Origin of the sequence: Nocardioides alpinus (assembly GCF_900112035.1) — a bacterium.
GTDB lineage: Bacteria > Actinomycetota > Actinomycetes > Propionibacteriales > Nocardioidaceae > Nocardioides > Nocardioides alpinus.
Map to the genome: position 1 here is coordinate 259555 of NZ_FOKC01000003.1, position 12817 is coordinate 272371.

The 12817-nt window shown below is 71.2% G+C and carries 14 protein-coding genes; 2 read left to right on the forward strand and 12 right to left on the reverse strand.

Annotated elements, in window-relative coordinates; all coding sequences use genetic code 11:
- Positions 1–449: 449 nt before the first annotated feature.
- The 3 genes from BM127_RS08990 to BM127_RS09000 all read right to left on the reverse strand — a co-directional run bounded on the left by BM127_RS08990 (position 450) and on the right by BM127_RS09000 (position 3033).
- On the reverse strand, positions 450–1673 hold the full coding sequence (locus tag BM127_RS08990) for an HNH endonuclease signature motif containing protein (RefSeq protein WP_091197555.1): 1224 nt from the start codon (positions 1671–1673) through the stop codon (positions 450–452).
- A gap of 252 nt (positions 1674–1925) precedes the next feature.
- Complete coding sequence (locus tag BM127_RS08995; RefSeq protein WP_139227699.1) at positions 1926–2363, reverse strand: hypothetical protein; 438 nt, start codon at positions 2361–2363, stop codon at positions 1926–1928.
- A 10-nt stretch (positions 2364–2373) separates the two neighbouring features.
- The gene (locus BM127_RS09000) at positions 2374–3033 is read right to left on the reverse strand and encodes a TetR/AcrR family transcriptional regulator (RefSeq protein WP_091197560.1); all 660 of its coding nucleotides are present in this window, start codon (positions 3031–3033) and stop codon (positions 2374–2376) included.
- A 35-nt stretch (positions 3034–3068) separates the two neighbouring features.
- On the opposite strand from BM127_RS09000, the gene BM127_RS09005 reads away from it, so the two are divergent.
- Complete coding sequence (locus BM127_RS09005; protein WP_091197562.1) at positions 3069–3602, forward strand: cupin domain-containing protein; 534 nt, start codon at positions 3069–3071, stop codon at positions 3600–3602.
- Between the two features lie 13 nt (positions 3603–3615).
- On the opposite strand, the gene BM127_RS09010 is transcribed toward BM127_RS09005, so the two are convergent.
- From BM127_RS09010 to paaK, 3 genes are all read right to left on the reverse strand, one after another.
- Positions 3616–4083, reverse strand: a complete 468-nt coding sequence (locus BM127_RS09010) for a DUF5709 domain-containing protein (RefSeq protein WP_091197565.1) — start codon at positions 4081–4083, stop codon at positions 3616–3618.
- Positions 4084–4145: 62 nt separating this feature from the next.
- The gene (locus tag BM127_RS09015; protein WP_091197568.1) at positions 4146–6260 is read right to left on the reverse strand and encodes a DEAD/DEAH box helicase; all 2115 of its coding nucleotides are present in this window, start codon (positions 6258–6260) and stop codon (positions 4146–4148) included.
- A 205-nt stretch (positions 6261–6465) separates the two neighbouring features.
- The gene (gene paaK, locus BM127_RS09020; protein WP_091197571.1) at positions 6466–7773 is read right to left on the reverse strand and encodes a phenylacetate--CoA ligase PaaK; all 1308 of its coding nucleotides are present in this window, start codon (positions 7771–7773) and stop codon (positions 6466–6468) included.
- A 71-nt stretch (positions 7774–7844) separates the two neighbouring features.
- Here paaK and BM127_RS09025 point away from each other — a divergent pair, with 71 nt between their 5' ends.
- A complete protein-coding gene (locus BM127_RS09025; protein WP_091197573.1) occupies positions 7845–8501 on the forward strand; it encodes a TetR/AcrR family transcriptional regulator in 657 nt (218 codons plus the stop codon).
- On the opposite strand, the gene paaI is transcribed toward BM127_RS09025, so the two are convergent.
- The 6 genes from paaI to paaA form a co-directional block, all read right to left on the reverse strand.
- Complete coding sequence (gene paaI / locus BM127_RS09030; protein WP_091197575.1) at positions 8434–8859, reverse strand: hydroxyphenylacetyl-CoA thioesterase PaaI; 426 nt, start codon at positions 8857–8859, stop codon at positions 8434–8436. The two genes, BM127_RS09025 and paaI, sit on opposite strands and share 68 nt — an antisense overlap.
- Positions 8852–9907: a 1,2-phenylacetyl-CoA epoxidase subunit PaaE gene (gene paaE / locus BM127_RS09035; RefSeq protein WP_091197577.1), complete on the reverse strand. Its 1056-nt coding sequence runs from the start codon at positions 9905–9907 to the stop codon at positions 8852–8854. Before paaE ends, paaI begins: the two co-directional genes overlap by 8 nt.
- 4 nt (positions 9908–9911) lie before the next feature.
- Entirely contained in the window at positions 9912–10430 is a 519-nt protein-coding gene (gene paaD / locus BM127_RS09040; RefSeq protein WP_231263343.1) for a 1,2-phenylacetyl-CoA epoxidase subunit PaaD, read from the reverse strand.
- Positions 10427–11365, reverse strand: coding sequence for a 1,2-phenylacetyl-CoA epoxidase subunit PaaC (gene paaC / locus BM127_RS09045; RefSeq protein WP_091197580.1), 939 nt, complete (start codon positions 11363–11365; stop codon positions 10427–10429). Before paaC ends, paaD begins: the two co-directional genes overlap by 4 nt.
- A 91-nt stretch (positions 11366–11456) precedes the next feature.
- On the reverse strand, positions 11457–11819 hold the full coding sequence (gene paaB, locus BM127_RS09050) for a 1,2-phenylacetyl-CoA epoxidase subunit PaaB (protein ID WP_091197583.1): 363 nt from the start codon (positions 11817–11819) through the stop codon (positions 11457–11459).
- On the reverse strand, positions 11816–12775 hold the full coding sequence (gene paaA / locus BM127_RS09055) for a 1,2-phenylacetyl-CoA epoxidase subunit PaaA (protein WP_091197585.1): 960 nt from the start codon (positions 12773–12775) through the stop codon (positions 11816–11818). The genes paaB and paaA overlap by 4 nt, the downstream gene beginning before the upstream one ends.
- Between the last annotated feature and the right edge of the window lie 42 nt (positions 12776–12817).

Consider the following 12817-nt stretch of genomic DNA (forward strand, 5'->3'; position numbering starts at 1 on the left):
CCGTCGGTTCGGATCGTGTAGATCTGGGGCTGTCGGCCCTCGAGACCGGATCCTGAGTACGCGATCAATCGAGTGGTCCGAGGCTCCGAGTCCTGCGCCTCCCCTCCATACGAACCGTCGCGAGGGCTCGCGGCGTACGACGTCCCGGTCATGGCGACAACAAGGACCGCAGCAAATGCCCCGCTAGCGAAGCGGCGTTGGCTGAAGACGCGCATGAGAACGTCCTCTCTTCGGCAGGCGAGAGCACAGACACCAGAACCGGGGGGCCGGAATATTGACCATACGTACCGGCGGCGGCCTCGTCTCCGTGGTCTAGCCCGTACCGTGAACCCCCGGGACCGGATGAGTCTGTCCCCGCCTGGCATCAGGTGGCGGAAGCCGATCCGAACCTTGCAGTCTGGGCGCTTCGGCCGCGTCGCATCCGGCCACCACGACAATCCCACCGTCCCTCACGTCCGCAGGACGTAGGTCACCGTGTTGTCGGCGTGGACGGTCATCGCGTAGTGCGAGTCGTGGGCCAGCCGGTGGTGTCGCGGGCAGAGGAGCCGCCCGTTGGCGAGGTCGGTGAGTCCCCCACGCGACCAGGGGTCGTCGTGGTGGGCGTGGCAGCCCGAGGCGGACGTCTCGCACCCGCGAGCAGTGCACCCACCGTCGCGCAGACCGAGGGCGACGCGCTGGGCCTTGGTGTAGAGCCGTGCCGCGCGCCCGATGTCGAGCGGCTGGGACGTCGAGCCGAGGACCACCGGGATGATGCCGGCCTCGCACGCCAGGCGACGCGCCTGCCCCGCAGACATGCGGGAGCCGTCGTCCAGCATCGCCGTCGCCTGCGCGGCCAGGAGCTGCTCCAGCGTCATGGTCACCACCACCGTCGCGCTGACCCCCGCGGTCTGTGGCGTGGCCTTGACCGGGTAACGCTCGACGTACTCCATGAACGCTTCGCCGAGGCGGCGTCGCAGCGACTTCCACTCGCCCGACTCGTCGCGGAGCTCAGCCTCGGTGTGGCGGGCGGGGTTGGCGAGCGCCAGCAGGTGACGCTTCAGCATCGCGCCCACGTGGGACGGCACGGTGAACCGGCCGTGGCACCGACCCTCGCCGTCGTCGTGCAAGGTGAGCTCGACACCAGCGGCGGCGCGGGCTTCCTCCTTCTCCAGCGCATCCGCCTCGTGGGACTCCCCCATCTCGGGGGCCACGGCGTCCAGGATCCGCTTGCCGATCTGCTTGAGGTCGCGGGCGTCGTGGCGGTGGGACAGCTCGAGCAGCACCGACTCCGCCCGATCGCGCGTGTCGCTGTCCACCTCGGCCGGGAGGGCGTCGACCGCCTCGGCGATCACCCGCGCCTGCTCCGTGCGCAGCTCTCCCGACATGAGTGCCGCGGCAATGGAGGAGTGCTGGTCGAGCGCCCGCCCGAGCGCGAGCTCGCGGCGGGTCTCGCGCCGCGTCGTACGCGTCTCCACTGCCAACCATGCAGCGGCGTCGCGCAGCCCGTGCAGCTCGCCGACGTCGTCCGACGCGGCGAGCAGGCGCGCGCTCAGGGCGTCGAGCTGTGAGCGGACCTCGGTCAGCGCCACCAGCGCCGCCTGCTTGTCCTCCGTCGCCATGAACGCCGGCTCGACCGACGCCACGTCCTTCAGGGCACCGCGGAGGTCGGCGGCACACTCGATGATCGGATGCACTGGCCACCTCCTCGCACGCACTCACAGGACACCACCCAGGTCTGGGGCGGAGCAGTGAGGCATGACTGGTGGCACCGTTGCCAGGTCGTCACCCGAGAGCCCGGTGAGGCATCCCGCCAGCACCAGGACGGGTTCTATGGGTGACTGTCCCGATCCCGGGCTCCTCGTCACCTCAGACGATGGAACCGTTCCGGATCGGCGTGCTCACGCCATCGTACACCTGTTCGAAAATGACCACAAGGGGCAATTCGGTCAGACGTCCGTCCCCGGCGACTCCGGCGCATCGCTGCCGACGGGCACGCACTGGCCCAGCGTGATCGCCTTGTACTTCGCGAACTCCGGTGAGGTCCGCGCCGCCTCCGGGTAGGCCTCCGCGTCGAGCTCGGCGTAGTAGCGCACCGCCTCGACCAGCTCACGGGCCCTCGTCGACCCGTCGTCCTGCTCCTCCGCCAGGGGCAGTGCCGCCTCGAATCGTTCCACGGTCTCGTCGAAGTCGCCGAGGTTGAAGGCATCGATGCCGGTGCGCACCTCCTCGCACGCCTCGCTGTCGACGACGGGCGTCTCGGCCCCGGAGGACTCGGAGGTCTCCGCGCTCGGCCGCGCGTCGCTCTCCCGTGGCTCACTGGCTCCCGTGCAGCCGCCCGCGAGCGCGGCGACGACGAAGGCGGTCGTCGCGATGAGAGTCCTCACCGGGCCGACGCTACCGCCGGGGCGCAAGCGGCTGCGCGAGCAGCAGCCGCGTCCACAGGTCCCCCAGCCGCTCGGCGTACGTCGTCGGGGACCAGCCGCGCGCGACCGCAAGGGCGTAGTACTCCGGCGCGTTCGTCGTCCACAGCAGGTCGGCCACCTCGTCGTCGGTGAGGTCGTCGCGGAGGTCACCGGTGGTCCGCAGGTCCTCGGCCAGCTTGAGCATGTTGGCCCGGCGCCGCTCACCGATGCTGTCGCGGACCGCGGCACAGTCCGGCTCGGTGAGGGCGGCCTGCGCGAGGGAGTCGAAGAGCGGTGTGACCCGCGGCATCACCCGGCCCAGCGCGTCGGCGTACGTCGTGAGCTTGGCGCGGCCGCCCTCCGCGGCGAGCACCGCCTGCACGTAGTCGCGCTGCTCCGCGACGAGTGGCTCGTCGGCGCCGGCCAGGGCCATGTCGATGACGGCCAGCACCAGCTGCGGCTTGCGTCCCACCACCCGGTAGACCGTGTCCACGTTGACCCCGGCAGCCGAGGCGATGTCGGCGACACCGGTGGCGGCGTACCCCTGCGAGGTGAAGTGCTCACGCGCGGCGCGCAGCACTGCGGCCCTCGTCGCGGCCGCCTGCTCCGCGCGTCGCTCGGAGCGGTAGGACCTCTTGACCTCGTCAGGCACGAGTCGTACCTTACATTCATCCGAAGCGTCTTCGGATGAATCGAGGTCGTGTCATGGTCGGCTCCCCTACCGCTGACGATTCCACCGGCGTCGTCGTACGCCGTCCCGGCGAGGGTGCGGCCACGTGGGCCATGGGCTCCCTCTTCGAGCACCTCGTCGGGGCGGAGGAGACCGACGGGCTGCTCGGCGTCTCCCTCGTCACCCAGCCACCGGGCATCGCGACCCCGCTGCACCGGCACACGCACGAGGCCGAGGCGTTCCTCGTCCTCGAGGGTCACGTGAGCTATCGCGCCGGCGACGAGACGTACGAGCTCGACGACGGTTGCTTCATCTGGCTGCCGCGGTCGGTGCCGCACGCGTTCCGGATCCGTGGCACCTCGCCCGCCAGGTTCGTGGCCTTCACCGCGCCGGGCGGGCTGATGGGTCTCTACGACGAGGTCGGCATCCCCGCGCGCGAGCGACGGCTGCCGGGCGCTGACGGACTGGCACCCGAGGAGGAGCTGCCTCGATGGGGCGAGGTCGGTCCGCGCTACGGGCTCGAGGTCGTGGGGCCGGGCATCCCTGAGTAGGACCGGGCAGCGATCAGCCGGTCGGCGGCTCCGGCTCCCGGGTGATGTGCATGGCCGCCTCCTCGGCGGACGCACCGGCTCCGTCGATGCCGACGTCGGTGGCGAGCTCCTGGGAGTCGACATCCGCGCCGAGACCCGAGTCGGGCTGCACGAGGCGGCCCGAGCGGGCATCGGCCTCGTCGAGTCCGAGCTGCTCGTCGAGGGCGTTCTCGTCCTCGCGGTCGGAGTCCAGGTCGGCCTCCTCCTCGGCGTAGGGGTCGACGTCGGGCTCCTCCTCGGCGAGCTTCTCGTCGAGGGACTCCCCCTGCAGGCGCTCGGCCTCGGTGGGGTAGTCCTCGTAGCCCTTCGGCGGGTGGTCCGGCGGCGAGTAGCCACGATCCAGCACGTCGGTGAGGTCACCGTCGTCCAGGGTGTCCCCCGGCTGCAGCTGGTCCTCGTCGTCGACGGACAGGTCGCCGTAGGTCTCGCGGTCTTCGCTCATGCCTCCTGCCTACCGGGTCGGCCGGGGCAGGACAAGGGGCCAAGGTCCCCAGGGGTGAGCCGTCAGCCGAGCTCGCGCTCCAGCGCGTCGGTGAGCAGCGCGACCAGGGCCTCGGTCTGGATGTTGGCCGAGGACGAGACCTCCTCGTCCGAGCCGTCGAGCGCGCGCGCCGCCAGGCCGGCCTTGGAGTCGATCAGCTCCGCGATCCGGGTGTCGATCGTCTGCGCGGCGATGATCCGCCACGCGGTGACCGGGTCGCTCTGGCCGATGCGGTGGACGCGGTCGATCGCCTGGGTCTGCTCGGCGTCGGTCCACGAGAGCTCGGCGAGCACGACGTTGGAGGCGACCTGGAGGTTGACGCCGACGCCGGCGGCGGCCAGCGAGCAGACGATGACCTGCACGTCGGGATCGTTGACGAAGGACGTGATGGCCTTCTCGCGCGCCTTGGCCGACTGGTCGCCACGGATCGAGACGTGCTTGAGGCCGCGGCGGGTGAAGGTGTCCTCGGCGACGTCCATGACGTCGATGTGGCGGGCGAAGAAGACGACCTTGCCGACGTTGCGCGCCAGCTGGGCGGCGTAGTCGGCGGACAGGCCGGCCTTGGCGCGGCCGATGCGGCGGAACATCGAGAAGACGTTCTCCCCGGACGTGCCGGAGTCCATCTCCTCGCGCTCCCACGTCGCGACGCGGCGTACGAGCTCGTGGTCGATGCCGTCGACGACGGAGCCCGTACGACGGGTCTCCAGCGCGGCCTTGTAGCGCTCGACGAGCCGACGGGCGAGCTCCTTCTCCGCCGAGCGGATCGAGCGGGCGTCCTCGTCGTCGAGCTCGACGGGGATGTCGGCGATGCGGCGGGCCGGGATGTCGGCGGCGACATCGACCTTGCGACGACGCACGATGCCCATGTCGATCACGGCCTTGCGGGCCGCGGGGTAGAAGGAGTGGTCGGCCGGGGTCAGGTCGGTCTCCTCGAGCGACTCCATCAGGCGCGGCATCGGCTTGCGGTCGTCGATCCAGCCGAGGAACTGCCAGATCGCGCGGAAGTCCTCGATGTCGTTGATGAGGGGCGTGCCGGTGAGGGCCATCAGCAGCGGGCGGGCCGTCCGGGCGCGCAGCCGCTCGGAGAGCTCCAGCACGTGGCGCGAGCGCTGCGAGGTCTTGTTCTTGATGAAGTGCGCCTCGTCGACGACCATCCCGCGGAAGCCGAACTCGCCGAGCCAGCCGACGTGCCGGTCGAGGATCTCGTAGTTGACGATGATCACGTCGGCGAAGGCGTCGACCTGGTCGCCGTCGCCGTGGATCACGGTCGCGCGGCGACGCGGGATCCAACGCTCGGTCTCGCGGGCCCAGTTGGTCTTGACGACGTTGGGGCACACCACGAGCAGCGGGAACGCGTTGGCGGCCTGCGCGGCCAGCAGCGCCTGGGCGGTCTTGCCCAGGCCGGGCTCGTCAGCGAGCAGGAACGTGCGGTGGCCCTCGGCGGCGGACTCGATCATCCGGGCCTGGTGGGGCATCAGCTCGAGCTTGCCGGGCGCCTTGAGCGAGGTCGCCTCGGGAAGGGCCATGCAGGACGACGAGCCGCCGAGCTCGAAGGAGCGGAACAGCGGGCCGAGCAGCTCCCAGGTGGCCAGCCGGCCGTGGGTGCTGCGGCGCTCGTTGCCGATGTCGAAGTCGGGCACCAGGAACGGGTTGGCGAGCTGGTGCTGGATCACCGACTGCGGGATGACCTTGCGCTCGAGGAGGCCGGGGCCGGACTCGTCGTCGGGCTTGGGCTCGTCGGGGACGGTCTCGATGCCGGCCTTGCGCAGCAGCTCCAGGCGCAGGTCGCGGGCGCTGTCGGTGACCCTGGACTCCTCGGACAGCAGCCCGAAGAGGGAGGGATCGCGGGTCGCGGTCTTGGCGAGGATCGTCGCGATGCCGTCGAGGCGCTTGAGCTCGTCGGCCTTCTGGGCGTCGGTGAGCTCGGTCGAGGCGCGTACGTCCGTGCGGTGCTCGCGCGCCAGCAGCGCGACGACCTGGAAGCGCACCCGCTGGCCGGGTGCGAGCGGACCTCGCTGGACGGCCGACTCGAGCTCGCGCACGGCCCGGGCCAGGACCGGCACGATGCCCTCGTTGTCCTTGTGGCGGGCGTGCGCGGGGGTGCGGCGGTTGCCGCGTGATCGCTGGCGCTGGGCCAAGGGGTCCTCCGGGACTGGGTACGCGTCGCGGAGCAGGCGAGCCTGGGTCGGCGCTGACCTGCACACCACGGCGTAGAGGTTGGAGCGAGGCGTCGTGGTCGTGGCCGGTGGATCATGGCTGATCAATGCGGCACGGCGTCGGGACGCTGCACCCACTGTAACCCCCGCGTGGGCGATGGGGGCAATTGTCCGCCGACGGCGTGGCTCAGCGCGGCGGCCGGTGGTCCACGATGCGCCGCATCTTGCCCACCGACCGCTCGATCGACGCCACCTCCACGACGTCGACGGCGACGCTCACCCCGATCGAATCCTTGATCCGCTGGGTGAGCTCGGCCTGCGCAGCGGCCGCCTCCTGCGGCGTCGTGGCCTCCCGGCGCTCCACGCGGACGGTCAGGGTGTCGAGGTTGCCGCTGCGGTCGAGGTGGCACTGGAAGTGCGGCGAGAGCGCCGGCAGGCCGAGCACGATCTCCTCGATCTGCGTGGGGAAGAGGTTGACCCCGCGCAGGATCATCATGTCGTCGGTGCGACCGGTGATCTTCTCCATCCGCCGCATGGTGCGCGCGGTGCCGGGCAGCAGCCGGGTGAGGTCGCGGGTGCGGTAGCGGATGACCGGCATCGCCTGCTTGGTCAGCGTCGTGAAGACCAGCTCGCCCTCCTCCCCGTCGGGCAGCACCTCGCCGGTGACCGGGTCGATGATCTCGGGGTAGAAGTGGTCCTCCCAGATGTGGAGGCCGTCCTTCGTCTCCACGCACTCGCTCGCCACGCCGGGCCCGATGACCTCGGACAGGCCGTAGATGTCGACGGCGTGCATGTCCATCCGCTCCTCGACCTCGCGACGCATGTCGTTGGTCCACGGCTCGGCGCCGAAGATGCCGACCTTGAGCGAGGTGGAGCGCGGGTCGACGCCCTGGGCCTCGAGCTCGTCGATGATCGAGAGCATGTAGGACGGCGTGACCATGATGATGTCGGGCTCGAAGTCGAGGATCAGCTGCACCTGGCGCTGCGTCATCCCTCCGGAGACGGGTACGACCGTGCACCCGAGGCGCTCGGCACCGGCGTGGGCGCCGAGGCCGCCGGTGAACAGGCCGTAGCCGTAGGCGTTGTGCAGGATCATCCCGCGCCGGCCGCCGGCTGCGCGGATCGAGCGGGCCACCACGTCGGCCCACATGTCGAGGTCGTCGCGGGTGTAGCCGACGACGGTCGGCTTGCCGGTCGTGCCGCTCGAGGCGTGGAGTCGTACGACCTCCTCCCGCGGCACCGCGAACATCCCGAACGGGTAGTGGTCGCGCAGCGTCGCCTTGGTCGTGAACGGCAGCCGGGCGAGGTCGTCGAGCGACCGGATGTCGTCGGGGTGCACCGAGGCCTCGTCGAAGGCGGCGCGGTAGTGGGCGACCTGGTCGTAGGCGTGCCGGACCGACCACTGCAGTCGCTCGAGCTGGAGGGCCCGCAGCTGCTCGACGGGTGCGGTCTCGATCGGGTCGAGGTCGCCGGGCCGGGGAGTCAGGTCGAGCACGGTGTGGTCCTCCTGGTCGGGAGATCGGTCGGGAGATCGGTCGGGAGATCGGTCGTGGGAAGGTGTCTGTCATGACAGCGAGGGCGGAGGGCGCCGGGCGCCGCGGTCGTCCCGGTCACGACCAGCGCGACGTGCTGCGCGTGGCGGTCGACCTCTTCAACCGGCAGGGCTACGACGCGACCAGCGTCGGCGACGTGGCGCGCGAGCTCGGACTGACGAAGTCGGCCATCTACCACCACGTCCCCAGCAAGGAGCACCTGCTCCAGAGCGCGATCGACGAGGCCCTCGACGCGCTCACGGCGGCACTCGACACGGTGGCGGCGTCCGACGGGCTCGACGCGGAGCAACGTCTGCGCGAGGTGGTGCGCAGCAGCGTCACCGTGCTCGTACGCCACCTGCCGGCGGTGACCCTGCTGCTGCGGGTGCACGGCAACACCCCGGTCGAGAAGGCCGCCCTGGCCCGGCGACGCGGGATCGACGAGCGCCTCGCCGACATGGTCCGCCAGGCCGTCGACGAGGGCGTCCTGCGCGACGACCTCGACCCGCTGGTCATCAGCCGGCTGCTCTTCGGGATGGTGAACTCGCTGGTCGAGTGGGTCCGCCCGGACGTCGACGAGGACGCCCTCGCCGCGTCGCTGGCCGCGCTGGCCTTCGACGGCCTCACGCACGGGGCTCTCCCCGGTCCGGCAGGCTCCGGCTCCGGCTCCGACCGCGGAACTCGGCGATGACCTCGCCGGTCTCCGGGTCGTCGGCACGCACCGTCACGTCGTAGAGCCCGGACCGGCCGCGGAGGGACACCTCGCGGGCCTCGGCGTACAACGTCTGGCCGAGCCGTCCCGGCCGCAGGAAGTCGATGGTGAACCCCGCCGCGACCGCCACCGGTCCGTGGGAGTTGCAGGCGAGGGCGAAGGCTGAGTCGGCGAGGCTGGCGATCACCCCGCCGTGGCACAGGTCGTGGCCGTTGACCATGTCGGGGCGCACGACCATCGAGACCGTCCCGCGCCCCGGTGCAACCTCGACGGCCTCCATGCCGAGCATCGCGCTGGCCCGGTCCGCGGCCCACATCGCGTGGGCGGTCTCAAGCATCGAAGTCGACGGTGACGGCGTCGCTCACCGGGAAGGACTGGCAGGTGAGGACGAACTGCTGCGCGACCTCGGCGGGCTCGAGGGCGTAGTTGCGCACCATCTCCACCTCGCCGTCGACCACCCTGGCGCGGCAGGTGCCGCAGACCCCGCCCTTGCAGGCGAACGGCAGGTCGCTGCGCACGGCCTGCGCGGAGTCGAGGAGCGTCGCGTCGCGCGCCATCGCCGTCGTCGTCGTACGTCCGTCCAGCACGACGGTCACGTCACTGGTCACGCCCTCGACCACGCGGTCGGCATGGCGCAGGGTCGGCGGCGGCTCGTCGACGAAGAAGAGCTCGAAGTGGATCTTCTCCGACGGCACACCGAGCTCCTCGAGCACGGTGCGGGAGTCCTCGATCAGGCCCAGCGGGCCGCAGAGCCAGACGTGGTCGAGGGCGTCCAGCGCCACCTTGATCGGCAGCAGCCGACGGAGCCGGGCGGCGTCGAGGCGACCCGAGAAGAGCTCGACGTCGCGGGGCTCACGGGACAGCACGTGGACGAGGTCGAAGCGCGGGCCGTGGAGGTTCTTGAGGTCGCCGAGCTCCTCGGCGAACATCACCGAGGTGGTCTCGCGGTTGCCGTAGAGCATCGTCACGGTGCTCGCCGGGTTGGCCAGCACGGAGGCTGCGATGGACAGCATCGGCGTGATGCCGGAGCCGGCGGCGATGCACAGGTGGCGTCCGGGCAGGGCCGGCTCGGCGCGGAAGCTCCCGGACGGGGCTGCGACCTCGACCGTCTCGCCCGGCGCGAGCTGGTGGATCAGCCAGGAGGAGAACATCCCACCGGGGATGGCGCGCACGCCGATGCGCGGTGCGGCGCCGGCGGGCGCGCAGATCGAGTACGTCCGGCGGTGCTCGACGCCGTCGACGACCCGTCGCAGCGTCAGCGACTCGCCCGGCTCGAAGGCGAAGAGCTCGCGCAGGTCGTCGGGCACGTCGAAGGTGACGGCCGCCGAGTCGTCCGTGAGCGGCTGGACGTCACGGACCGTGAGCTCGTGGAAGGCCGTGGCCATGGCCTCAGATCTCCTTCAGGTGGTCGAACGGCTCGAGGCAGGTCGTGCAGCGGTACTGCGCCTTGCACGACGTCGACCCGAACTCCGAGACCAGCTCGGTCGCGGGTGAGTCGCACTGCGGGCAGCGGACCTGGCGGGCCGTGGGGAGCAGCGTGAGCGGGATGGGGCCGTGTGTGGAAGGCGCGGGACCCGGCGGCGAGATGCCCGCCGCGAGCAGCGCGGCCCGTCCGGCCGGGGTGATCCAGTCGGTCGTCCAGGCGGGGTGGAGGCTGACGCGCACCTCGACCCGGTCGAAGCCCGCAGCCTGCAGCTCGCGGACGAGGTCGTCGCGCATCGCCGCCATCGCGGGGCAGCCCGAGTAGGTCGGGGTGATGTCGACGACGACGTGCGAGTCGCCCACCACGTCGACGTCGCGCAGGACGCCGAGGTCGGCCAGGGTGAGCATCGGGAGCTCGGGGTCGGTGACGCGCTCCGCGACGGACCGGGCCCGGTCGAGAGGACGCCGCGACGTGCGGACACTCACCACTGCCCCCTCGGGTGGGCGCGGGCCACGGACTGCATCTCGGCGAGCATCCGGCTCAGTGCCTCGCCGTGCATGCCGTCGCGCCCGGTGCGACCCAGCACGCCGGAGCGGCGGGCGACCTCGGGCCGGGGCACGTCGGCGGCAGTCAGGACCTGGTCGAGGACCGCCTCCGCCGCCTCACGCACGGTCGCCGGATCGACCCCGACACCGGACGCGGCGGCGGCCGCCTCGACGGGGTGGGTGTCGAACAGCTCCGGCCACAGCGGCCAGAGCTCGTCGAGCGCCGCGAGCAACCGGGAGCGGGACTCCTCGGTGCCCTGGGCGAGAGTGACGAACCAGCGGGCCGCGTAGTCGCGGTGGTAGGTCAGCTCCTTGACGCCCTTGACCGCGACAGCGGACAGGACGTGGTCGGTGCTGGCGCGGAGCCGCTCCCAGACCGCCAGCCGCCAGACCGAGAACAGCAGCACCCGCACGGTCGCCTCGGCGAAGTCACCGTTGACGACCTCGGCAAAGCGCACGTTGCGGAACTCGTGCGCCTCGCGGAAGAAGGCCAGCGCATCCTCCGGCGGCGCGGGCGAGCCCTCGGGCAGGGCCGGCACCACGGAGTCGTCGGCCTTCGCGGCCCGGGCGAGCAACAACCGGGACTGGCCGAGGAGGTCGAGCGCGATGTTGGACAGCGCGATGTCGTCCTCGAGGTCGGGGGCGTTGCTGGTCCACTCCGCGATCCGGTGCGACATGACGAGGGAGTCGTCGCCCAGCATCAGGGCGTACGCCGCCAGCGTGGGCGCGTCGATCCCCTCGGGGATGGTGGTGTCGACGCCGGCCAGCGGGTCTTCGAAGTCGGTGCCGAAGGCCCAGTGGGCGTCATTGACGAGCAGCCCGGCGTAGGCGCTGTCGTGCTCGTCCTCTGCGGAGGTGTGTACGTGATCTGGCATCAGCTCTGGCCGCCGATCGTCGGAGGGAACGGGGTCCCCGCGGCGTTGTTCTGGAGGAGCGCAGCGGGGGAGGAAGAACGTCGTGGGGTGTTCAGATGTGAGGGACGTTGTCGGGGATGTCGTAGAACGTCGGGTGGCGATAGACCTTGTCGCCGCTCGGCGCGAACATCGGGTCCTTCTCGTCCGGGCTCGACGCGGTGATGGCGTCGGCGCGGACCACCCAGATGCTGACGCCCTCGTTGCGGCGGGTGTAGACGTCGCGGGCGTGCAGCAGCGCCATCCGGTCGTCGGCGGCGTGCAGCGAGCCGACGTGGACGTGGTTGAGGCCGCGCTTGCCGCGGACGAAGACCTCGTAGAGGGGCCACTCGGGCTCGGGTGCCGGGACGTCGACCCCGGTGGGCACGCCTGCCAGCGGAACTGCTCCGTGACCGCCCTCGGCGGAGAGGTTGCTCATGCGGTGGCCTCCTTCGTGGCGAAGGCCGTCGCCGCGGCCCGCACCCAGGCGCCGTCCTCGTGGGCGCGGCGGCGGTGGGCCAGCCGCTGGGCGTTGCAAGGACCGTTGCCCTTGACCCCCTGCATGAACTCGTCCCAGTCGGGCTGGCCGAAGTCGTAGTGGGCGCGCTCGTCGTTCCACGCGAGGTCTGGGTCGGGCAGCGTCACGCCGAGGGCCTCGGCCTGCGGCACGGACATGTCGACGAACTTCTGGCGCAGCTCGTCGTTGGTGTTGCGCTTGATCCCCCACGCCATCGACTGCGCGGTGTTGGGCGAGTCGGCGTCGGGCGGGCCGAACATCATCAGCGCCGGCCACCAGAAGCGGTCCACCGACTCCTGCACCATTGCGCGCTGCTCGTCGGTGCCGCGCATCATCGTGGTCAGCAGCTCGTAGCCCTGCCGCTGGTGGAAGGACTCCTCCTTGCAGACGCGGATCATCGCGCGGCCGTACGGGCCGAAGGACGTGCGGCACAGAGGCACCTGGTTGCAGATCGCGGCGCCGTCGACGAGCCAGCCGATGCTGCCGACGTCGGCGTAGGACAGCGTCGGGTAGTTGAAGATCGAGGAGTACTTCTGCCGACCGGAGATCAGCATCTCGGTGAGCTCGAGCCGGGAGACACCGAGGGTCTCGGCCGCGGAGTAGAGGTAGAGCCCGTGACCTGCCTCGTCCTGCACCTTGGCGAGCAGGATCGCCTTGCGGCGCAGGCTCGGCGCGCGGGAGATCCAGTTGCCCTCGGGCTGCATGCCGATGATCTCGCTGTGCGCGTGCTGCGCGATCTGCCTCACGAGGGTCCTGCGATAGCCGTCGGGCATCCAGTCACGCGGCTCGATGCGGTCGTTGCGGGCGATCGTCGCCTCGAAGTGGCTCTCCAGGTCGGCCTGGGTGCCGGCGTCGAGCGGGGTCTCGGTGAGGGTCATCCGTGTTGCCTCCACATTTACTGACCGATCGGTCTGGTATTA

Excerpts from the sequence above, each read along its gene's own strand:
- BM127_RS09005 (WP_091197562.1), top strand. The coding sequence starts at position 3,069 with ATGAATCGAGGTCGTGTCATGGTCGGCTCCCCTACCGCTGACGATTCC.
- BM127_RS09010 (WP_091197565.1), bottom strand. The coding sequence starts at position 4,083 with ATGAGCGAAGACCGCGAGACCTACGGCGACCTGTCCGTCGACGACGAG.
- BM127_RS09025 (WP_091197573.1), top strand. The coding sequence starts at position 7,845 with ATGACAGCGAGGGCGGAGGGCGCCGGGCGCCGCGGTCGTCCCGGTCAC.
- paaI (WP_091197575.1), bottom strand. The coding sequence starts at position 8,859 with ATGCTTGAGACCGCCCACGCGATGTGGGCCGCGGACCGGGCCAGCGCG.
- paaE (WP_091197577.1), bottom strand. The coding sequence starts at position 9,907 with ATGGCCACGGCCTTCCACGAGCTCACGGTCCGTGACGTCCAGCCGCTC.
- paaC (WP_091197580.1), bottom strand. The coding sequence starts at position 11,365 with ATGCCAGATCACGTACACACCTCCGCAGAGGACGAGCACGACAGCGCC.
- paaB (WP_091197583.1), bottom strand. The coding sequence starts at position 11,819 with ATGAGCAACCTCTCCGCCGAGGGCGGTCACGGAGCAGTTCCGCTGGCA.
- paaA (WP_091197585.1), bottom strand. The coding sequence starts at position 12,775 with ATGACCCTCACCGAGACCCCGCTCGACGCCGGCACCCAGGCCGACCTG.